A 21,589-nucleotide genomic window follows, 5' to 3' on the forward strand; every position below is an offset into this window, starting at 1 on the left:
CGCGGCGACTGTCCGGTACCGAACATCGGCCCGGGTTTGGTTGTTGAACCGCGGCCACGTAACCGAACAGAGTGTTCATCAACGGACGTGCTGTTCACAAGAGAGGTACACCAAATGCCGATCTACATCTGGCTCTTCACACTCCTGGCAGCAGTGGGCATCCCCGCGGTGACCTGCGTGGCGCTCTACCGCGGCGCGCGAACCATCGGCAAGTCGAGACGATCGGCGGCGCGCACGGCCACAGTCGCCGGCGCCGGGTGGGCCGGGTGGACCGCGGTGATCTGGGCGCTGGCCGCGGCCGGGCTGTTCCACTTGCCGCCGTCTCAGCAGCAACCGTGGATCCCGCTCGTGTTCGTCGTCGGGACCGCCCTCGCCTTCACAGCCAGCAAGCTACCCGGCGTCCAGGCGATCCTCGCCGCCCCCGGTGCGCTGCGCCTGCTGGCGTGGCCGCAGGTGCTGCGCGTCGCGGGCGTCGTGTTCCTGGCCGCGATGATCATCGGCAAGCTCCCCGCCGCGTTCGCGCTGCCCGCGGGGCTCGGCGACATCGCGGTCGGGCTGGCCGCGCCGTTCGCGATCCGCAGCGGCCGCGTGCTGTGGCTCAACATCACGGGCTTGCTCGACCTGGTCGTGGCCATGACGCTCGGGTTCCTGACCGGGGTCGGCCAGCGGGTGGTTCTCGACGTGACGCCGTCCGCCGAGCAGGCAGGGACGTTACCGCTCGTACTGGTGCCGTTGGCCGCGGTCCCGCTGGCCGTCGCGCTGCACCTGGTGAGCTTTGTTGCGCTCGCACGGGAGAGCCGGAGGCGCGCAGTTGTTCCAGCGTGATTCGATGGCTGCCGTGGGCCGCACGGGAGTCCACTCTCGACAGCGTCCCGTTGGCGCCCGAGACTGAGACGGTCATGGGGTTGGAGTGAAGGGACAACGTTCTTGGTGAACTCCGACGCGGCGAAGCTGGCAGTGCTCATCGACGCGGACAACGCCCAGCCCGCCACCATCGACGGGCTCCCGGCCGAGGTCGCCAAGTACGGCACTGCCCATGTCAAACGCGCTTACGGCGACTGGACTGGCACGAACCTGCGCGGTTGGAAGGAGCAGCTGTTGACCGCGTCGATCCAGCCGATGCAACAGTTCTCCTACACCACCGGCAACAATGCCACCGACGCTGCGATGATCATCGACGCGGTGGACCTGCTCTATACCGAGCGGTTCGACGGATTCTGTCTGATATTCGGCGACGGCGACTTCACCCGCCTCGCCTATTCTCCGGTCTGAATTTTGTTCGAATTAACCCGTTCCCTGAGTGGGATTGCTCGTTCGTGTCGCAGCGGCCGCGACTACGGCCCGGGTATGACCATCACATCTTCCGCTGATAGTCCGCGTATGCCCTGAATCTGGTCGCCGAGGCGATCGCTCGGCGACGGTCGACAGATCCGACCGGCACCGAAGTGTCGTGGCACGGCTTCGGCGCCGCGGAGGCTGCGGGTGGGTTCTTCGCGCAGGCAACGGGAAGGATGCTGTGCCGGCCGGGAATACCCGGCCCGCGATGGCGGCAGTGGCCATGTGGCTGCGCGGCGCGCCGTCCTTGTGGGTCTTGAAGTTCGCTGTGGTTTCCTCGTCGGCCTCGGCGTTGTCGGTGCGCACGTTCTCGGCGATTAGCACCTCGTCCGGGTCGACCCAGATGACGGTGTCGACCTCGGCGTCCCACCGGGCGTGCAATGCCGCGTGCTGTTCGTCGGACAGTTCGTCCAGCGGGGTGTCCCCCAGGTCCGTCGACGACGTGTCGTCGTCGACGGCGCGGTCGGTGGCGGCACCGTCCAATTCGGACGCCGTGAGCTCGATGTCCGGGGTGGGTGTGGGGTCGTCGGTGTCGCGCTGGGTCGGCAGATCCATCGTGCTGGTCACGAAGGGCTCCTTCACGCGGGCCGGCCGGTCACCGCGTATCTCGGTGACCGGCCATGAACCCCGCACGGCGCCGCGTTCTCCGTGTAGCGGTGGAGGACGAGCGGAGTGCGGGGTGTCCCGGTCGGGACGCACTCGCCCGAGCGGGGCCGCCCGCGTCGGCGGGAAGTCCGCCCCGACCGGAACACTCGTGCCCGCTTTTCTCAGCGGAACAAACTCTTTCTCAACATCTTGTCCAGGTTCGCAGCGGAACGCTGCCGCTGTTCGCTGGGTGTTTTCACTTCCTGCCGCGGTCTACCGCGGAGCCCCGGAGGCATGCTCACGTCGGCGCCGAGTATTCCCATGTAGCGCTCCAGATCTCGAAGTACTACGCGTTCCACGGTGAGACCCTCGCGTTCGAGCCACCGCAGGTGGTCCACTACGAGGCCACGCGCGTCAACGCCCTTCGGACTCCACTGCCTCGACGAGGACGTCATCCGTGCCCCGGACGGCGTGCCGGGCCGCCGCGACACCGTGTGCTCGAGGTGCCGGTGAGGAACGAGGCCGGGCTGGAATTCTCGCGCGCATCCTCCGATCGGATTGGCCATGATCGACTTACGGCATCGATCGGGTGGCGGTGTGATGCTGCGGCTGGTGGCGGCCGGTCGCGGCGTCAGGGTGGGGTTTCAGTCGGTGATGGGGTGGTCGTCGACGACGGTCCAGGTTCCGTTGCGGCCGTCGCTGCCGAGGTAGTTGTGGACGAGGTAGCCGTCCATGGAGCGGGCGTAGACCTCGATGGAGCGACGTGAGGGGTGGTAGACGGCGGTGGGGGTGTTGCTGATGGTCCAGGTGCCGACGGTGGTCCAGGTGCCGTGGTTGCCGTCGGGCAGCAGGTAGTTGTGGAGCAGGAAGTCGTCGGTGGCGCGGGCGTAGATCTCCACCGAGCGGGAGTTGGGGTTGTAGACCGCGGCGGGGTTTTCGGTGATCTTCCAGTCCCCGACCACCGACCAGTAGCCGTTCTGGCCGTCGCTGCCGAGGTAGTTGTGCAGCAGGTAGCCGTCGGTGGCGCGGGCGTAGACCTCGACCGAGCGACGGGCGTCGTTGAACACCGCGGCCGGGGCCCCGGCGATCTTCCAGGTGCCGACGGTGGTCCAGGTGCCGTGGTTGCCGTCGGGCAGCAGGTAGTTGTGGAGCAGGAAGTCGTCGGTGGCGCGGGCGTAGATCTCCACCGAGCGGGAGTTGGGGTTGTAGACCGCGGCGGGGGTGTCGGCGATCTTCCAGTCCCCGACCATCGACCAGTAGCCGTTCTGGCCGTCGCTGCCGAGGTAGTTGTGCAGCAGGTAGCCGTCGGTGGCCTGGGCGTAGACCTCCACCGCCCGGGAGTTGGGGTTGTACACCGCTGCCGGTGAACCGGCGATCTTCCAGTCCCCGACCCGGGTCCACGGCCCGTATTTGCCGTCGGCTCCGATGTAGGAGTGGATCAGGTAACCGAGAGTGTCCCGGGCGTAGATCTCCACCGCACCCGAGTTCGGGTTGAACACCGACACCGGGCGGCCCACGATCTGCCATGGCCCGTTCACACTCCAGGCCCCCGATTTCCCGTCCGGCCCCAGATACGTGTGCCCCAGCAACCCATCGGTGCCCCGCGCGAACATCTCCACCGACGAGGTCACCGCATTGAACGTGCCCTCACCACCCGGCGGCGAAGCCAACACCGGAGCCGTGTCCTCGACGCCGGCTGGGCGGACGTACCGCACGCTGCCCCAGTCGGTGGCCCGGTGCCAGTCGTGGAACAGGACGCTGCCGGGAGAGGCGCCCTCGTTGCCGCCGACCGTCTGCACCATGCCGTCGCCGCGCACGCCGACCACCAGATTGACGTGCTCGGCCCAGCCGACCCCGTCGTAGTTGTAGACGACGGCGTCGCCGACGTGCGGCTCCCCGGTCGTCGTCCCGCGCTGCTGGCCGTAGGCCGCGACGCTCGCCGCGGCCGGGCCTACGCCCGCGGTGTCGATCCCGGCAGTGTCCCAGACCCACTTGACGAAGTCGGAACACCAGGCGTCCGGGTCGCACCGCCAGCCACCGGTCGAGCAGCCCTTGCCGAGCTGCCCCTGCGCGATCGCCGTGATGTCCTGCCCGGTGGCCGCGGCCGCTTCGGCGCCGCCGAACGGCACGCTCACCAGCATGGCCAGCGTCGCCCCGGCCAGTGTCGTGGCCACCTGTCTCGGCTTGGTCCTCATCTTCACCCCATCGTTCGGTGGCGGATCCCCCCGCCGGTCGAACCCAGAGTGGTCTTCCGGCCTCCAAAAAACCTGTGAACGCGTCTTGAGTTGTCCCGAATGTCCGGGAATGCTGCTCAAGAGCATGGGGGGTCGAATGAGGGTGCTGTTGCTCGGTCCTGTCCAGGTCGAGTCGGAGGGGCGCCAGTTGAGCCTGGGTGGTCCCAAGCCGCGCGGACTGCTGGCCGTGCTTGCCGCGAACGCCGGGCAGGTCGTTTCGCTCGACCAGCTGGTGGACGCGCTGTGGGGCGACGTCGTGGCGGTCGACGCCCGTGGCGCGATCTACACCTACGTGTCGACGCTGCGGCGGCAACTCGGCGACGCGCTGGTTCGCTCGGCGGGCGGCTACCTGCTGGACCTGCCGCCGGACGCCATCGACGTCACGTGCTTCGCGCGGCATGCGGCTGAAGCGCGTCGCGCCGCCGAGGCCGATGATCACGCGACCGCCGCGAAGAAGCTCAGGATCGGTCTCCAGCTGTGGCGCGGCGCGCCGCTCACCGGCGTTCAGGGCGGGTGGGCGGAAGCAGAGCGGGCACGGCTGACCGAGCAGCGCCTGGTGGCGATCGAAGACCGGATCGGCGCCGAGCTCGCTCTCGGCTGGGGCAACCGGCTCGTCGGCGAGATCACTGCTCTAAATACGGAGCACCCGCTCAGAGAACGGCTGCACGCCCACCGCGTGACCGCGCTGACCCAGTCCGGCCGCCGTGGTGAAGCCCTTGAGCACTTCCGCGGGGTGCGGCGCGAACTGGCCGACGAACTGGGCGTTGACCCCGGTCCGGAGCTGACGTCCGCCCACCAGAACGCCCTGCACGCGGACGCCCGGCCGAAAGTGCCGTTGCCCACGCCCGCGCAGCTCCCGGCCGACGTCGCCGACTTCACCGGACGCGCTGACGACGTCCGCGCGCTGATCGCCATGCTGACCGAGCGGCCGGGCGCTGCGGTGCGGGTCTGCGTGGTCTCCGGGCAGCCGGGCGCCGGCAAGAGCACCCTGGCCGGTCACGTCGCGCACCGGGTCCGCGGCGATTTCCCGGACGGCCAGCTCTATGCGGTGCTTTCGGGCACGCGGCCGGTGATCGCCGACCCGGCCGAGGTGCTCGGCGCGTTCCTGCGGGCGCTCGGCGTGCCCGACACGTCGATCCCGCCGACCGTCGAAGATCGCGCCACGCGGTTCCGGTCGGAGCTGGCCGGGCGGAAGGTACTGGTGGTGCTCGACGACGCCGCGCACGAACAACAAGTCCGGCCGTTGCTCCCGGGCGCCCCTGGGTGCGCGGTGCTGGTCACCAGCCGGAACAAGCTCAGCGCACTGGAGGGCGCCCGCCGGCGTGACCTGCGGGTGCTGCCGGATCCCGAAGCGCTGCGGTTGCTGGACGTCGTCGTCGGGGACGGGCGCGTCGGCGGGGAACCAGCGGCGGCCACGGAGATCGTCCGGCTGTGCGGCAGGCTCCCACTTGCCGTGCGGATCGCGGGCGCGCGCCTGGCGGCGCGAAGGCACTGGCCGCTGGCCAAGCTGGCGGCGCGGCTCCGCACCGAACGCAGTGTGCTCGCCGAGCTGGCGATCGGCGACCTCGAGGTGCGCGGCAGCCTTGCGCTGAGCTACCACAGCCTCGCGGAACCGGAGAGGACAGCACTGCGGCGCCTGGGTTTCCTGGCGGTACCGTCGTTCGCGCCCTGGTTGCTGGCGCCCCTGCTGGACTGCCCGATGCCCGAAGCCGACGACGTCCTCGAACGGCTCGTGGACAGCAGGCTCGTCGACGTCGTTTCCGGTGACCGGTACGTGCTCCACGACCTGACGCGGGTGTTCGGCCGGGAGCGCGCCCTGGCTGACGAGCCGCTCGAGGACCTGAAGGCCGCGGTCGCCCGGGTCGGCGAGGTCTACCTCACGTTGGTGCAGCGCGCGTCGACGCTGCTACCCAACGCCGTGCGGCTGCCGACGCCGCCGCTGCCGGCCGACTGCTGGCTGGACCAGCCCCTGCTCGACGAGCTGCTCACCGAACCGGACCGGTGGTTCGACTGGGAGCAGAACGGGCTGGTCGCGGTCGTCGAACTGGCCGGCGAACTGGACCTATCCGGGCTCGCGGCCGGGCTCGCGGCGGCGCTGAGTTCGTCGTCGTTCGCGCTGAACAACCAGTTCACCCTGTGGTGGCGGACCCATCAGGCGGCGCTCGCCGCCGCCCAGCGGACCGGCGACCGCAGGGCCGAGGGCCAGCTGCTGTGCGGCCTCGGCTGGCTGCGCTACGAGCAGGACCGGCTGGACGAGGCCGCCGACTACTACCGGCGAGCGCTGGAAGCGTGGATCAGCGACGGCGACTTGCAGCGCCAAACTACTACCCGGATCGAGCTCAGCCGGGTCTACCGGGAGCAGGGCGGTCTCCGGGCGGCGGCGGCCCTGCTCGCCGAGACGATCCCGGTGCTCAAGCTGATGAACGACCCGGACACCCTAGCCCGCGCCTACCACGCGGCCGGGCTCACCCACACCGAACTCGGCCACCTCGACGTGGCACTCGACGCCTGCGAGCAGGCGGTGAACTGCTATGCCGAAACGGACCCGGTGCACGGGGTCGCACTGGTGCTCCGGTCGATCAGCCTGGTTCACCGAGCTGCGGGCAGGCTGGACGAAGCCGCCGCCCACGGCGAGCGTGCGCTGGAGATCTTCACGTCCGTCGGGGACCGGCTGATGACCGCGTACGCGACGCAGTCACTCGCGAAGATCCGGATCAGGCAGGGGCTGGGTGCGACCGAGCGACGGAGGCTGTCGAAAAGCCTCGAAGTCTGCAATGACATGCAGGACTCCTTCGGCCAGGCCCTGATCCTGCGGACGCTCGGCGAGTTGGAGCTGGCCGCAGGCGATCCCGAGGCGGCGAAGCCGCTGCTGAAGCGCGCACTGGAGTGGTGGGACGCGCTCAATCTGCCGTTGTGGCGGGCTCGAACGCTCCGCGACCTGTCCGTCGTCCTGGCCCTGGCAGGTGATGGTGCGGGCTCCGACCGGGTGTGGATGGAAGCACACGAGCTGTTCGAACAGAACCACAGCCGGGAGGCGGGAGAGCCCCGGCCGGTACCTCAAAAGCCGTCCAAAGGTTTTTCGGATGTCGGCTCGCCATGATCGTCCCCATGACCAGGACCTTCCGGCGGCTGGTGACCACCACCGCACTCGTGATCGCAAGTCAGTTCGCAGGCGGTGTCGCCCTCGCCGCGCCGCCTCCCGACGTGATCGCCGACGCGGCGCGCGAAGGGGCCATCACCCTTTCGCCCGTCTCGGCGGCCAGTGCCGAAGACTTCATCAACGCCGCGGGCCCGGCGGCTCAGCGCGGGCAGGCCGACTACGGCGTCCCCGCCTCGGTGACGGTGGCGCAGGCCATCCAGGAATCGAACTGGGGCCAGGCGGCGCCGGGGAACAACCACTTCGGCATCAAGTGCTTCAACGGCCCCGGTCCGATCGCCAACGGCTGCCAGGACTTGCCGACACATGAGTGCTGCCCGGACCACGTGGTGATCGCGTCGTTCCGGACGTATGCGTCCATGGAGGACTCGTTCCGAGATCACGGGCTGTTCCTGCGGGAGAACTCGCGCTACGCCAACGCGTTCAATTTCACGAACAACCCCGACCAGTTCATCCGCGAAGTGCACAAAGCGGGTTATGCCACCGACCCGAACTACGCGAACTCGATCATCAACCTGATGAGCACCTACGACCTTTACCGCTTCAACACGGCTCCGGTGTTGGCTTCGCCGCCGGGTGGTGAGGGCACGTTCAATGCGGTGACCTCGTCGGTGGAGATGTTCGCGCGGGGCACCGATGGGTTGCTGGGGCACACGTATCTGGGGCCGGACGGGAAATCGGGGGCCTGGAGTGTGAACGGGCCATGGCAGATCGTGGGCCGCCCGGTGTCGGTGTTCAACCCGAACTCGGGTGCGGTGGAGATCTACGCCCGGGACACTCTCGGTTACCTGATCCACTCCTACATCGGAGCCGACGGCAAATACGGGCCGTGGACCCGGGTCGGGGACTGGAAGATCGCCGGTTCACCGGCAGCGGTGTACAACCCCAACTCCCGGGCGGTGGAGGTCTACGCCCAGGCCACCGACGGCTACCTGCTGCACAACTACCTCGGCAGCGACGGCCAGAACGGCTACTGGTCGATGGTCGGGGACTGGAAGATCGCCGACACCCCCGCCGCGGTCTACAACCCCAACTCCCGCTCGGTGGAGATCTACGCCCGCGCCACCGACGACTTCCTGCTCCACAACTACCTGCTGCCCGACGGCAACCACGGCACCTGGACCACCGTCGGCACCTGGAAGATCGCCGGGGCCCCGGCCGCGGTGTTCAACGACGCCCGTCGCTCGGTCGAGGTCTACGCCCGCGCCACCGACGGCTACCTGCTGCACAACTACCTCGGCAGCGACGGCCAGAACGGCTACTGGTCGGTGGTCGGGGACTGGAAGATCACCGAAAACCCCGCCGCGGTCTACAACCCCAACTCCCGCTCGGTGGAGATCTACGCCCGCGCCACCGACGACTTCCTGCTCCACAACTACCTGCTGCCCGACGGCAACCACGGCACCTGGACCACCGTCGGCACCTGGACCATCAGCAACACCCCCACCGCCGTCTACCACCCCTCACGTCGCTCCATCGAGGTCTACGCCCGCTCCATGGACGGCTACCTCGTCCACAACTACCTCGGCAGCGACGGCCGCAACGGAACCTGGACCGTCGTCGACGACCACCCCATCACCGACTGAAACCCCACCCTGACGCCGCGACCGGCCGCCACCAGCCGCAGCATCACACCACCACCTGTCCTCTCCCGCTGCCCAGTCCGGTCTGGTCGGTGTCGGGGCCTGCCGGATGGGGCTGGACCTGCCGGAACGAGGTTGCAAGTCAGGGTAATTATGGCGCCGTTTTGCGCGCCGCAGCCTTTGGGAACACAAGGTTTGAGGTCGACGAGCAGCAGCCCGTTCGTCACCGGACGCTGCGCATCATCCGCGGCACCCGCGCGTGGGCGTCCGGCTACGACGTGGCCGTCCTGCCGCTCGCGGCGCTCGGCCTGCCCAGCTGTCTCATCGGGGTGCGGCGACGTCGCTGTCCGCGGTGCTGGTGTCCGGCTGCGCTCGTTCGACAGTTCCGGTGGTGGCTGAGTGAGTCGGCGAATTGCCGGGCAAGGTGCCGGGTCAGACTTGCCTTGTCGGTTCCGGCGGCGCCGGTGACCAGGAAAACTCGGGCGGACGAGGCCAGGAGGCTGCGCGCGTGGTCAACGAGCCCGTCCGGTGCGGTGCAGGTGTGATGTCCGGGGACGTTGTCTCGAGTTGAGGTGGCTTGGTGACGGCCTGTCGTGCTGACAGGTGAAGTGTCGTCTGCCACGAGCATGGGACCACCTGAGCACTTGTTTGCCATGAGCATGGGACCACCTCGATCAGGGTTTTGCCACTGATGGGACCACCACCCGGATGTGTCCGTGTGGCGTCCCGACCTCCGGTCGTCTGCCGTTTGTGCTGGTCAGATGGCGTATCGGGAGGTTTCGGTGATCGAGATCAAGGAAGTGCTGCGGCTGTGGCTGGCAGGCCACTCGCTGCGTGAGGTGACCCGGCTGGCCGGGCTGGACCGCAAAACCGTCCGCCGGTACGTCCAGGCCGCGCAGGCGGCCGGCGTGGCCCGCGAGAGCGGCGACGGGCAGCTGACCGAGGAGGTCCTCGGAGCGGTGGTGGCCGTGGTCCGCCCAGACCGGCCCCGCGGCAACGGCGCGTCGTGGGAGGCGATCGCGGCGCAGCGCGAGCAGCTGCAGACATGGCTGAAGCAGGACCTGACGCTAGCGAAAATTCACATGCTGCTCGGACGTCGCGGTGTGGTGGTGCCGTATCGGACCTTGCACCGGTTCGCGGTAGCAGAGCTGGGATTCGGTCGAAAGCAGCCGACGGTGCGGGTGGCTGATGGCAAGCCGGGCCAGGAGGTCCAGGTCGATTTCGGCCGTCTCGGGCTGGTCCCGGACCCGGCCACCGGCGGTCGGCGGGTCGCCCAGGGGTTGATCTTCACCGCGGTCTACTCGCGGCACATGTTCGTCTATCTGACGCTGCGGCAGACCCTCGATGCGGTGGTGGCCGGGTTCGAGGCCGCGTGGGTGTTCTTCGGCGGTGTCTTCGCGGTTGTGGTGCCAGACAACATGAAGTCGATCGTGGACCAGGCCGACGCGACCGATCCGCGGTTGAACGACGCGTTCCGCGAGTACGCCCAGTCCCGCGGGTTCGTGGTGGACCCGGCGCGGGTCCGGCATCCTCGGGACAAGCCGAGGGTCGAGCGGTGTGTGCAGTATGCGCGGTCGAATTTCTTTGCGGGAGAGGACTTCCGTGACATCGACGACTGCCGGGCCCGCGCAGTCATCTGGTGCACGAAGGTCGCGGGGACCCGCATCCACGGCACCACCGCGCAACGGCCGGGTGAGGTGTTCGACGCCGAGGAACGCCCGCTGTTGCTGCCGGTGCCGGCTGAGGGGTTCGTGATCCCGTCCTACACGAGGCCGAAGGTGGCCCCGGATCGGCATGTCGAGGTCGCCAGGGCTCTCTACTCGGTGCCGGGTGACCTTATCGGGCAACGGATCCTGGCCCGCGCCGACGGCACGACGGTCAAGCTCTACTGGCGCAGTCAGCTGATCAAGGTCCACCCGCACCAGCAACCCGGGCGGCGGCGCACCGACCCGGCGGACCTGCCCAGCGAGGTGACCGCCTACGCGATGCGCGACCTTGACGCGTTGCACCGCCGGGCTGCCGCGCACGGCGAGCACATCGCCGCCTACACCACCGCGCTGCTGGAGCATCCGTTGCCCTGGACGAAAATGCGGCAGGTCTATCGGCTGCTCGGTTTGGTCCGCCGGCATGGCGCCGACGCGGTCGAGGAGGCCTGCGGCCGCGCGTTGGAGGCCGAGGCGGTCAACGTCGGTCTGATCGATCGCATGCTCACCCGCGGCCTGGACGGCCAGCCCGCCAGTGCGCCGGCAGCTCCGGTTCAGGGCAAGTCCGCGAGCCGGTTTGTCCGCGACAGCAAGGACTTCACCGTCAGGAGGCCCTCATGAGCCCCGCCAACCGCACCCCGCGGACCGCGGCACCGAAGCCGATCGAGGTCACCGCGGAGCTGAAGACGCTGCTGCGGCGACTGAAGCTCGGCCGCCTGCTCGACACTCTGCCCGAACGACTCGCCCTCGCGCGCGCCGAGCATCTGCCGCATCACGACTTCCTGGAGATGCTGCTTGCTGACGAGGTCACCCGCCGCGACCGCCAATCAGCTCTGGTGCGCGCGAAGACCGCGCACCTGGAACCCGGGATGCATCTGGACGCCTGGGACGAGTCGACGAAGGTCACCTACGACCGGGCGCTCTGGGCCGAGCTGACCTCGCTGCGGTTCCTCGCCGACTCCTACAACGTGCTCATCATGGGCCCGGTCGGGGTCGGGAAAACTTTCCTGGCCAACGCTTTGGGTCATGCTGCGGTCCGGCGCAAGTACACTGTCCACACCGAACGCGCCGACAAGGTGTTTAAGCGTCTCAAGGCCGCGCGGTTGGACCACACCTACGACGAGGAGATGCGGAAGCTGCACCGGGTCGAGCTGCTCATCCTGGATGACCTGGCCTTGCATCCGCTGGATGCGTTGCAGACCAACGACTTCTACCAGTTGATCGTGGAACGTCACCGGGAGGCCTCCACCATCGTCACCTCCAACCGGGAGCCGCCGGAGATCCTGGCGATGATGGCCGACCCGCTGTTGGCCCAGTCCGCGATCGACCGGTTCCAGTCCGCCGCCTTTGAGCTCGTCATCGAAGGCGAGAGCTACCGGCAGCGGCAGAAGCCCACCATCGCCACCCTCGCCGACCGGCACGACGACAGCCAGAGTTGACCATTGCCACCGTCTGGACCACTATCAACACGCGGCCCGCGACCGCCGGCCCGAGCTGGTCCCTAGCTCGTGGAAAACGGTGGTCCCTTGCTCGTGGCAGGCGGCAGTGAAGGCCTCCGGTTGTGAAGTGGAGCTGTCGAGGAACCGCTTCATCCACCGGAGGCCTTCGTGTCCCACCCCGACGCCACCCTGACCAACGCACCCGCCTGCGGCCCTCCGCCTCGTCGTCGAGCAGGGCTGGACCCTGCGCCGAAGCGGCGAAGCTGTTCATGGTCGCTGCCGAGACCGCCGCGAAGTGGGCCGACCGCTACCGCGCCGAACGCGGCCGGGATGGCTGACCGCACCAGCCGCCCACACCACGGCCCGCCCGCACCCCCAGCCCGGTGGTGCGGGCGATCGTGCGGTTGTGGTGGCGGCACCGGCTGGGCCCGGTCCAGATCGCCGGCCGGCTCGGCCTGCCCGCCTCCACCGTGCACGCGGGCGCCCCGGCCAGCGCGACGGCGGCACGGCTGGCGAACAGCAGCCCCTCAATCTCGGCCCGGTCGTCGAAGCCGTCACGCCCGGCCGCGTAGAGGTTGAGCGAGCCGAGGGTGGTGCCGGCCACGAACAGTCCTTGCAGGGCTGGTCATCGGTGCGGTGGCGGGCGGCTGGGGTAACCACATGTGGCGCCTCGGGGATGAGCCGGTCGTGCGAATGCCGCCATGGACCCCACTCCGGCCCGCTTGCTGTCCGCATCCGCGCCGGGACCCACACTGAATCCGAGGAGGCACTCAATACCGCTGCGCGTACCAGGTCGGTGGCTCGCCGAACATGCTCTTGAAGTCGCGGATGAAGTGGCCCTGGTCAGCGTAGCCGAGGTCGGCCGCCAGCGCGGCCCAGTCGATCAGCCCGCCGGCGGCCATGCGCGCGGTCACCTCGTGCAGACGGTAGCGGCGGATCACCCACTTGGGCCCGATGCCGACGTACTCCGCGAACAGCCGTTGCAGGCCCCGCGTGCTCAGCCCGACCTCACCGGCGAGGCGTTCGACGCTGGTCACGGCATTGTTCTTGGCGATCAGCTCGACGGCGGCCACTGCTTGGTGCACCCGGGGGTCGTCGTCCGGCAGGTGTTTCAGCAGGAACGCGTCCACGGTCGGCACGTCGAGCGTTGTGGGCAGGTCAGAGCCGAATATCTCGGTCGCCGGGACGACGCGGTCGGTGATCGTCGAGACGGGGGCACCGAGGAACGGGCGGAAGCAGCCCGGTCGGAACGCGACGCCGAAGACGTGGTCGCGGCCCTCGAGGACCCTGAGCTGGTAGCCGCTGCACACGCCGTTGACGTCCGCGCGGCCGCCGCCGAACGACAGGTGCACGTTCGGGTACGGCACGATCTTCTGCCGGTAGGGCTCGGAGTAGTCCCAGCGAGCCTCCCAGTACCGCTCCACCCATGGCGCGAGCGCCGGCAACGGGTCGTGGAACGCGTGGCGCTGATACCTGGTCCATGCACTCCGCAGCTCACGAACGTCCCGCCTCACACAGCGGAGTGTATGTCGTTTTTGTTCAATACTCCTCCAGGCCGCGCCGCTTAGCGTGGCCGCCATGGCACACATTTCCAACGCGGCCGATGCCATGGCCGCGGTCGTCCGCACCATCACCGACGACCAGCTCGCCAACAAGACTCCGTGCACGGAGTACGACGTGCGGGCTCTGGTCAACCATCTCCTGTTCTGGGGCCCGTCGCTCGCCGGCGCCGGTCGCAAGGAGTCCGTTCCGCAGCCGGCGGTGGCCGAGTCCGATGTGGACTTGGCGGCCGGCGACTGGCGCGGCCGCCTGCTCGCTTTGCTGGACGACATCACGTCGTCATGGGCGCTTCCGAGCGCTTGGGAGGGCGAGACGAGCATGGGTACGCCACACATGCTGCCCGCTCCCGTCATGGGAGACATGATCATCGGCGAGCTGGCCGTGCACGGCTGGGACCTGGCGGTCGCGACCGGGCAGCGGCTGGAACTGGCCGCCGATCTGCTGGCGCATCTGCACGACACAGTGTTCGCCGGCGTGGAGCAGGGCAGGGAGATGGGCATGTACGGACCGGAGGTCGCGGTGCCGGCCGATGCACCCACTTTGGACCGCATCCTCGGCCTGACCGGCCGTGATCCCGCCTGGACGTAGTCGGCTACTGGCGATGTCGGTCCCATCTGGCGCGAGCTGTCGAAGCGTGGTGCGGTGGCTTCGACGTCGCTGTCCTCGATTTGCGTCTGGTAACAGCAGCGTGATCGGGTCGTCGGGATGATGGCGGCGGACGAGTTCGGTGGCTGCCCAGGAACCGATGCCACCAGACCACTGAATCACGCGATGCACGACATGGCCTCCTGCCATGGCAGCGCCGCGGCGTTTCGGAGCGTGGAACGATGCCCCGGGACGCCGCGGCCGAGCTGGATGTCGGGGACGTTGGCTACCAGCGCGTCGCGCCGACCCGGCCGGCGATCTCGTCCAGCTCGTGCTCGACGACGTCGGCCCTGGCGTGTTGCTGGAACAGCAGCCCGACGGTGGCAGCGCCGAGTGCGCCGTGGGCGTGGACCAGGGCACAGGCGGTGAGGTGGCGGTTGCCGCGGCGCACGGCACTGGCCGCGGTCAGCGTGGCCAGCCGGGCACGAGCGTGGGGATCGGTGCTGCCGCGGTGGAGCGCCAGCCACAGCTGCTCGACCCGCTGCGGGTCCAGATCAGCTGGTGGCAGGAACATGGGCCCGTAGACGGCGTTGTCGGCCAGCGCGGAGGTGACGGCGAACGCCGCGATATCGTCGATGAACTCGCCGCAGCCGGCCTGGATGGTGGCGTGCGTGACGAGCCGGTTGGCTTCGTCGCCGCGGCGCAGCAGGAACGGCACGACCCGGCGGGCGAATCGGCCGACGCGGACCGGCAGGGTCTCGCCGGGCCTGGAGAAGGGCAGCCGCCAGGTCGGGGTCGGGGCGTCGCCGCCGAGCTGGACGGGCTCGGCGAAGTCGAGCTCGGCGCGCGGTGTGATGGCGGTGCCGAGGTGGGTGGGGCGGCGGTAGTCGCGCCAGGGGGCGCCGGGGCGGGTGTGCGGGCCCAGTAGCGGCCGATGACGGTGTGTCCGGCGGGGCGCAGCTCGGCCTCGAGCGCGGCGATCGCGGCGCGCAACGGAAGCCACCGCGGGGCGTGCTCCTCGGAGATCACGATGACGGCCAGGTCGGTGTCGCGGTCAGCCGGCAGCGCGGCTTGCACGTGTTCGGCGATCTCGCGGGTGGTCAGGCCGCGCACTCGTATCGCGGGGAACGCCGCGCCGGCGCGGTGAGGCGCCCTCGGCTGGCGGTGCGGGCGTGGGCGTGGGATGGCAGGGCGATGACGTGCAGGGTGTCGGTGCAGGTGTCGGGCAGGGATCCGATCAGTTCACCTGGCGTCAGGTACACGGTCACGGATCGCGGCGTCGCTGCTGATGTTCGGTGCCCTCGCGGGCGCAACGATGGCCGCGGCTGCGCGTCCCGGATGGGTGGGACGTTCTGGTGTCCCCCGTTACCATGCACACCCCCGCACGCCTTCATGATCGTCGCATGAACGCCTATTCGGAATTCATATTTCGGCTATCATGAATTCTTCTCAGCAATGTGTGCCGATAACCTCACCACGGAGCACGTTATGCGGAAGACGGACGTTGAGGCGACCACGGATCTGGCCGGTGCGGCGCTCGCCGCCGGGATCTCTGCCATCCAGGACACGCATACGGGTATTGCCGGCAGGCCCTTCAGGGTGCTCGGTGTGGCGGCCGCACCGGCTCGGCTGATCCACGACACGGTCAGCACCGCGGTGTACGCCGGGCTGCGCGCCGGTCTTCGGGCCGCGGCCGGACTGGGCGCCATCGCCGTACCGGCCGATGAGAGTCCTGCTGTGGACTCCCATCGCACGGGTTCGGCAGTCCTCGCCGTGCTCAACGGACTCTACGGCGACCACCTCGCGGCGCGCGGAAACCGGTTCGCCTTCGGTATGACCGTGCGCCACGAAGGTGGCGATCTGTCGCTCGAACCGGACGGACTGGCCGGCGCTTTCCCGGACGCGACCGCACGTCTGGTCGTCTTCGTCCACGGACTGTGTGAAACCGACAGGGCGTGGCGCTACGGTTCGGCGCCGGACTCCGGTCCGGCCGGCTATGGCGATCGGCTGCACAACGATCTGGGCTTCACGCCGCTGTATCTGCGCTACAACACCGGTCTGCACGTTTCCGAGAACGGCAGGGCCCTCGCCGGGCTGCTCGACGAACTCGTCCGTGGCTGGCCGGTTCCCGTCCGGGAAGTCGTACTCGTCGGCCATTCCATGGGCGGTCTGGTCGCCCGCAGCGCATGCCACTACCGCCGGGCCGGGCGGCAGCCCTGGACCGACGCGGTCCGGCACGTGTTCTGCCTGGGTGCGCCGCATCTGGGCGCGGATCTGGAGAAGGGCACCAACGTGCTGGCGTGGGCGCTGGCCAAGCTACCGGAGACGCGGAGCCTGGCCGGCGTGCTCAACGCCCGCAGCGTCGGCATCAAGGACCTCCGGTTCGGCTCCTGCGCCGACGAGGACTGGTGCGACTGCGATCCGGACGAGTTTCTCCGGGACCGCTGTCAGGAGGTGCCGTTCCTGCCCGGTGCGCACTACTACTTCATCGCCGCGACGCTGAACCCGCAAGCGGTGGGTCAGGTGTTCGGCGATCTTCTGGTGCGCCTGCCGAGCGCCTCCGGACAGGGCGACGGCACCGGCCGCCGCGTCCCCTTCGAGGTCGAACACGGGCACCATGTCCCCGGCCTGCACCACTTCGACCTGCTCAACCATCCGGCGGTATACCGGCAGATGCACACCTGGCTCACCCGCCACAACGGCTGACTGGGTTCCGCGGCAAGGGTGAACGGTCACCGCTCGCCTTGCTCGGTTTGACCGGAGCAATCGGGCTGTTCGTAGCGACCCCGGCTTCGTGGACTGGCCGGTGCGCAGTTCACGGCGTCGCGCCGGGCCGGTCTCGGGCTGGTCGCGAGCGTGACTGCTGCCTGCAACCTCGGCCATGCCGCCACAACCACGCCACAGAACTCGGCGGCCTCTCCGGCCGCGGCCGGGTCCGGACTTCCGGCCGGACGAGGCCGCATCGATGCCCGCGCCGGGCGCGTGCAAGCTGGGCAGCCGCGACGGCCAGCCGCTGCCGGACCCGACTGGCACACCCGGTGCGGTGAACCCGCAGGTCAACCAGGGCAATATCGACGACACCATATGCAAGTCCGGCTGGACCAAGACGGTGCGCCCCCTGACGTCGAAGACGAACCCGATGAAAGCCGCTTCCGCCCGCTCCTACAACATCCCGCCCGGGGAGAAAGGCGAATACGACCACCTGGTCAGCCTCGAACTCGGCGGCGCCCCCAGACGACCGCGCAACCTCTGGGGCGAACCCGGGACCATCCCCAACCCCGAGGACGCGGTCGAGAACAAACTCGATCAGGCTGTGTGCTCAGGCCTGATCCCGCTGGCGACCGCGCAGAAGGCGATCGCCGCGGACTGGGTGACCGCCTTCGACGACACCGGCTTACGCGTGACCGGCGGCAAAGTATGCCTGCGCGACAACCCGACCACATGCGTCACCAGCCGACACGGCGACCAAGACGGCAACTGACCGCAACGACAACCACCGCGTGGACCGATCACAGCACCGGCTACCAAACGTCCGCTATTGCCGATGAGCGGATGTCGGCGTCGCCGTCGGTCGGTAACGACCACACGGTGGTGGCTTCAGTTCGATCCACACCTGCCGACGCTGATCAGACTCCACATCACCGGCCTACGCCTCCTCGCTCCGACGACAGCGGCGCGACCCATCCCCCGCCGCCCGCGGACCGGACCTCCGCCCTTCCCTGATCTCGGTGGCCCCGGCCGGCTACTGCGGGCGTGCGGGAAGGTCGGCGAGGAACGTCGCGGGCACAGCACGCGGACGGCGGGGTCCCCAGCGGCTGACGGCGAACAGGACGACGCACGAGCGGCCCGTGCCACCGACCCACGCAGGCTGCGCGCGATCGAACGCCAACGGCGGAGGGCGGTGCCACAAGCTGGCTCCACCCCGCAGCCGAGCACCATCGCCGTCGCGGTACCGGACGACGTAGTCGAGCTTCCGCCCGGGATCCATCCCCGGCCTGGAGAACGCGGCGGCGAGGCACCCTGCCGGTTCGCTCACGAACACCGCCTGGACCGTCACGGCTCGCCAGCCGGTGCGCCGGACCGACTCGTAGCGCATCCACCACAGCACCGCCCCCGGCGTGAAGCACACCGATGCCGCGATCACCACAAACGCAACGAACGACAAGATGTCGCTGCCGCTGCTGTACGAGATCAGCAGGACCACCAGCCCGACCACCCACGCCATGCCGCACGCCGTCGCCCGCAGTGCGACCGCCCCCACCCGCTCCAGCTCGCGAGCCAGTTCCGCCTCCATCACCCCAGCGTACAAACCTCGCCGACGTCGAAGCCGCCACGAAATTCCTGACCCACCCCACGGACCACCACCACACGCGCAGACACAGCTTCCCCCAAGTACGCCTTCTCCCTGGTGGTGTGGCGGGATGGGCCGCAGTTGCTGCTGACGACCACTGTTCCGGCCCGTGACGATGCACCGGTGCTGACGGATGGGGTGCTCGCTCTTCGCACGCCGGTTCGTAGGTCAGGCCTTCCTCCGGGTGAAGGCAGGCCCGTCCTAGCGGTCCCACTCGGCCTCGGCCTCGGTGATCACGGTCCGGACGTTGTCGCGTGTCGCGATAGGACGGAGTGGCTGCTTTCGCGCGCAGCAGCCGCAGATCGGCCGCGAACTCCACGAGCGGCGAGCCATCACGGACCAGTTCGAGTTCCACTGCGGCATGGTCGATCATCCCCCTCGACGGACAGCCGCGCGCCACGGTTGACGGCCTCCGTAGTAGACGGTGAAGTTTCGGACGATGGACGCAGCCGCGGCGGCGGGCGCGGTTGCGAGGACAGGCCCGACTGCGGCTACTCCGGCCACCGCAGCCGGGCGGCGGCGTCGGGTGCGGCGCGCGGTCGCCGGTGCGGAGTGTTGTGTGGACTTCAGCATGATGAGCAAGAAGATCCCTCGTGATCAATTCGGCACCTGGAATTCGGGCGCCCACGGCACACCACGCCCACATCGAAGGCCAGGTTGCCGCCTGCAGACTGGTTTCACCCGAATGCAGGCCCGCGAGGTCAGCCCGTTTGTCCGGACTTGGGCGGATGCGGTGGCCGGTCGGCCGATGCCGAATGGGCGCGGACCCGGGCGGAGGTGTCGCGCTCGGCCCAGGACAAGTACCCGGCCAGGGCGCCCGTCGTGGCGATCCACCGGCGCGCCGCGGCACCGGCCGCGACGGGGTCATCCGGCGCTCACCTCCGCCACGATCGCGTCGGTGAGCAGCAGCAGCTCGACGTCCATTCAGCGGTAGATGTGTCCTGTGCGAGCGTTTTGCCCGTTCTGGTCGGTCAAGCTGACTTTGACGTGGTTGGCTCCACCCCGGACATCAGCTTTAAGAGGGATGTCTTCCCCGGTAGTGGAGTTGCAGTGGGTACTCGTGCTCCTGGCGTCCAACTGAGTGGTGCCTGCGAGTGCGTAAGCGTAGAACCGCCGACACCCAGCAGCGTGAAAAGTTGCCTCGACGCTCGCTGAACGATTTGAGAAGAAGACGGAGCCGGTGATGTAGCTGTTTCCGTCCGCACCGTAGACGAGGAAATCATGGGATATTCCGGCTGGCTCGGCGGTGGCTGCGGGTGCTTCCATCAGAACCAGCCCGGCGGCTGCTGCGGCTATTGCCATCGCAGCGCGGCTTTTCCGCCCGTGGCCCTTGGCCGTCGTCGGCTCTTGCGGCTTGGCCCCGGAACTCCAAGTCATCGGTTTGTCCCCTCATCGTGCGTTCACGATCCCTGGAAAGCTCTAATCCGTCCTACCACATAAGCCCGCTCCGCGAGAGAAAAGCATCGTTCACCGCACCAGCCACCCGGACGCACCAGCTGGCCTGCAGCGGGGCGCGGAACGTCACTACAGTGGCGTCCTGCGGCCGATCGAGTGAATCGATCGATTGCACCTCAACCAGGAAAGCGACAAGGGCGTTGACGTCCGGAGCGGCCGGAACGACCGGGTGCGGCTGGCGAGGGGAATACCGGATGATGTTCGCGGCACGAGCGGCGCGAAGCTGGTCAATGGCAGCAGGGATTGTGTTCGCCGCAGTGATCGCCGCCGCCACTCCCGCAGCGGCGAACGCGGCCCCGAAGGTCAGTTCGATCGCACAGGAGGCGGCCACGACGCGAGTCGCGGCCGCGGCCACCGGCACGTCATTCCACTTCACCGCGGTACCTGCCGGCGGCAGGGTCTCCTGCTACGGCTACTACGGAACGTTCAAAGAGGGGTCTTACGTCATGGTCGTCGACTGGATTCACACCAGCGACGAATGCTTCGGCATCTCCACCGACCGCACGATCTGGCACGCATGGCCCAACTCCGGCGGCTGGAAGAAGATGGGCGGCAACGGGCTCGCCGACGACATCGCCTACGCCGTGGACGAGGGCGCCAACGGGTCCAAGGGGGTCGTAGTGTGGGTGTCATCCAGCAACAAGTACTGGGTTCAGCGTTACGCCCCGCCGCTGGGCTGGACCGGAGAGTGGACGCTGGCGTAGCGGCGGCGACACCGCGCACAGCGTGCGCGGGTGTCCGTCCCGCCGCAACAGCCTGAATTCCGCTCAACCGGCGAGTTGCTCGTCCAGTTCATCCTGACGGAGCAAGGCACCACCGGACCCACTCGAGTGATCCGGTGGTGCGCGAACACCGGCCGGTCGCGCTCGCCGGATCCGCAGGACGGGCCACTTTCGCCAGCACTCGTCCCGATCCAGGTGCAAGGAGTGGCGCGCTCAGCAATTCGCCGATGCAATCCTCGCGCTGAGCGAGCATGAAGCCCGCGGCTGGTGACCTGCTCAGGTTCCGCTGACAAGCTGGCCACGGCGGTCGCAGAATAGGATGCGCGAGTGGGCGTGTTCCTGACACGTCGATGGCACCGACGTCCGGATCGACACGCAGCGGCGGCGGAAGCGACACCAACGCACTCTCATGCCGCCGAGCGCGTACTCCAGTCAGTCGCAGTAGTGAAGAGTACTTCCCACAAATCGGCCGGAGCCCAGTACTCCAGGTCGGCCGGGGTCAGCACCCCTGAACGCCGGGTACTCCGCCAGCACGGCAACCAACTCGGGAGCTTCGACGAACGTCAGCGGCCCCGCGTCGACCGCCGTCCCGTCAATCACCCGTGGCTCGGCGACCGCCACGACCGGCTCGGCCCGGTCGCTGGTGCACACGATCGACAGGCGGTGGCCGACGTAGCCGAGGACGCCCTGGTGGAAGTTCGACGTGACACCGTCGGCGATCCGGAACTCGACAATCCGGCCGCCGGTGCGCCGGGCCGCTTCGCGGCACACCCGACGGAACTCGCGGAGACTGGTCACCGCGCGACCGTACCGGCTCAACGCCGGTCCACGTTACGTCCGTTATGGCCTGCCGTGCTCGGCCGTTCGTTCGGCGAGGTTG

The 21,589-nt window shown here is 68.8% G+C and carries 17 protein-coding genes and 1 pseudogene; 11 read left to right on the forward strand and 7 right to left on the reverse strand.

Features of this window, described 5'->3' with window-relative positions:
* Positions 1-114 precede the first annotated feature (114 nt).
* Both QRX60_RS27595 and QRX60_RS27600 read left to right on the forward strand, forming a co-directional pair.
* Entirely contained in the window at positions 115-825 is a 711-nt protein-coding gene (locus QRX60_RS27595; protein WP_285994339.1) for a hypothetical protein, read from the forward strand.
* A gap of 105 nt (positions 826-930) precedes the next feature.
* Positions 931-1,272 carry an NYN domain-containing protein gene (locus QRX60_RS27600; protein ID WP_285994340.1) on the forward strand — a complete coding sequence of 114 codons (342 nt, stop codon included), beginning with the start codon at positions 931-933 and terminating at the stop codon, positions 1,270-1,272.
* A gap of 12 nt (positions 1,273-1,284) precedes the next feature.
* Here QRX60_RS27600 and QRX60_RS27605 read toward each other — a convergent pair whose 3' ends face one another.
* Positions 1,285-1,902, reverse strand: coding sequence for a hypothetical protein (locus QRX60_RS27605; protein ID WP_285994341.1), 618 nt, complete (start codon positions 1,900-1,902; stop codon positions 1,285-1,287).
* 662 nt (positions 1,903-2,564) lie between these two features.
* Positions 2,565-4,115, reverse strand: a complete 1,551-nt coding sequence (locus QRX60_RS27610) for a CHAP domain-containing protein (RefSeq protein ID WP_285994342.1) — start codon at positions 4,113-4,115, stop codon at positions 2,565-2,567.
* Positions 4,116-4,224: 109 nt separating this feature from the next.
* On the opposite strand from QRX60_RS27610, the gene QRX60_RS27615 reads away from it, so the two are divergent.
* The 5 genes and pseudogenes from QRX60_RS27615 to QRX60_RS27635 form a co-directional block, all read left to right on the forward strand.
* Positions 4,225-7,254, forward strand: coding sequence for an AfsR/SARP family transcriptional regulator (locus tag QRX60_RS27615; protein WP_285994343.1), 3,030 nt, complete (start codon positions 4,225-4,227; stop codon positions 7,252-7,254).
* A gap of 8 nt (positions 7,255-7,262) precedes the next feature.
* Positions 7,263-8,897, forward strand: coding sequence for a glucosaminidase domain-containing protein (locus QRX60_RS27620; RefSeq protein ID WP_285994344.1), 1,635 nt, complete (start codon positions 7,263-7,265; stop codon positions 8,895-8,897).
* A 779-nt stretch (positions 8,898-9,676) separates the two neighbouring features.
* Positions 9,677-11,218 carry an IS21 family transposase gene (gene istA, locus QRX60_RS27625; RefSeq protein WP_285994345.1) on the forward strand — a complete coding sequence of 514 codons (1,542 nt, stop codon included), beginning with the start codon at positions 9,677-9,679 and terminating at the stop codon, positions 11,216-11,218.
* Complete coding sequence (locus QRX60_RS27630) at positions 11,215-12,036, forward strand: ATP-binding protein (RefSeq protein ID WP_285994346.1); 822 nt, start codon at positions 11,215-11,217, stop codon at positions 12,034-12,036. Before istA ends, QRX60_RS27630 begins: the two co-directional genes overlap by 4 nt.
* 168 nt (positions 12,037-12,204) lie before the next feature.
* Positions 12,205-12,515 (forward strand): annotated as a pseudogene (locus QRX60_RS27635) (leucine zipper domain-containing protein); the annotation flags it as partial.
* 291 nt (positions 12,516-12,806) lie between these two features.
* On the opposite strand, the gene QRX60_RS27640 reads toward QRX60_RS27635, so the two are convergent.
* Positions 12,807-13,550, reverse strand: a complete 744-nt coding sequence (locus QRX60_RS27640; protein WP_285994347.1) for a helix-turn-helix domain-containing protein — start codon at positions 13,548-13,550, stop codon at positions 12,807-12,809.
* A 64-nt stretch (positions 13,551-13,614) separates the two neighbouring features.
* Between QRX60_RS27640 and QRX60_RS27645 the strand changes: the two genes are divergently transcribed.
* Positions 13,615-14,184 (forward strand): TIGR03086 family metal-binding protein, encoded by a 570-nt coding sequence (locus QRX60_RS27645; RefSeq protein WP_285994348.1) that lies wholly within the window; start codon positions 13,615-13,617, stop codon positions 14,182-14,184.
* Positions 14,185-14,467: 283 nt separating this feature from the next.
* On the opposite strand, the gene QRX60_RS27650 is transcribed toward QRX60_RS27645, so the two are convergent.
* Positions 14,468-15,184 carry a hypothetical protein gene (locus QRX60_RS27650; RefSeq protein ID WP_285994349.1) on the reverse strand — a complete coding sequence of 239 codons (717 nt, stop codon included), beginning with the start codon at positions 15,182-15,184 and terminating at the stop codon, positions 14,468-14,470.
* Positions 15,185-15,669: 485 nt separating this feature from the next.
* On the opposite strand from QRX60_RS27650, the gene QRX60_RS27655 reads away from it, so the two are divergent.
* The gene (locus QRX60_RS27655; RefSeq protein WP_285994350.1) at positions 15,670-16,887 is read left to right on the forward strand and encodes an esterase/lipase family protein; all 1,218 of its coding nucleotides are present in this window, start codon (positions 15,670-15,672) and stop codon (positions 16,885-16,887) included.
* 259 nt (positions 16,888-17,146) lie between these two features.
* Positions 17,147-17,662, forward strand: coding sequence for a hypothetical protein (locus QRX60_RS27660; RefSeq protein ID WP_285994351.1), 516 nt, complete (start codon positions 17,147-17,149; stop codon positions 17,660-17,662).
* A 261-nt stretch (positions 17,663-17,923) separates the two neighbouring features.
* On the opposite strand, the gene QRX60_RS27665 is transcribed toward QRX60_RS27660, so the two are convergent.
* On the reverse strand, positions 17,924-18,475 hold the full coding sequence (locus tag QRX60_RS27665) for a hypothetical protein (RefSeq protein ID WP_285994352.1): 552 nt from the start codon (positions 18,473-18,475) through the stop codon (positions 17,924-17,926).
* Between the two features lie 981 nt (positions 18,476-19,456).
* Positions 19,457-19,909, reverse strand: a complete 453-nt coding sequence (locus QRX60_RS27670) for a hypothetical protein (protein WP_285994353.1) — start codon at positions 19,907-19,909, stop codon at positions 19,457-19,459.
* 272 nt (positions 19,910-20,181) lie between these two features.
* Between QRX60_RS27670 and QRX60_RS27675 the strand changes: the two genes are divergently transcribed.
* The gene (locus QRX60_RS27675; protein WP_285994354.1) at positions 20,182-20,691 is read left to right on the forward strand and encodes a hypothetical protein; all 510 of its coding nucleotides are present in this window, start codon (positions 20,182-20,184) and stop codon (positions 20,689-20,691) included.
* 450 nt (positions 20,692-21,141) lie between these two features.
* On the opposite strand, the gene QRX60_RS27680 is transcribed toward QRX60_RS27675, so the two are convergent.
* Entirely contained in the window at positions 21,142-21,507 is a 366-nt protein-coding gene (locus QRX60_RS27680; protein WP_285994355.1) for a hypothetical protein, read from the reverse strand.
* Between the last annotated feature and the right edge of the window lie 82 nt (positions 21,508-21,589).

Origin of the sequence: Amycolatopsis mongoliensis (assembly GCF_030285665.1) — a bacterium.
GTDB classification, from domain to species: Bacteria; Actinomycetota; Actinomycetes; order Mycobacteriales; family Pseudonocardiaceae; genus Amycolatopsis; species Amycolatopsis mongoliensis.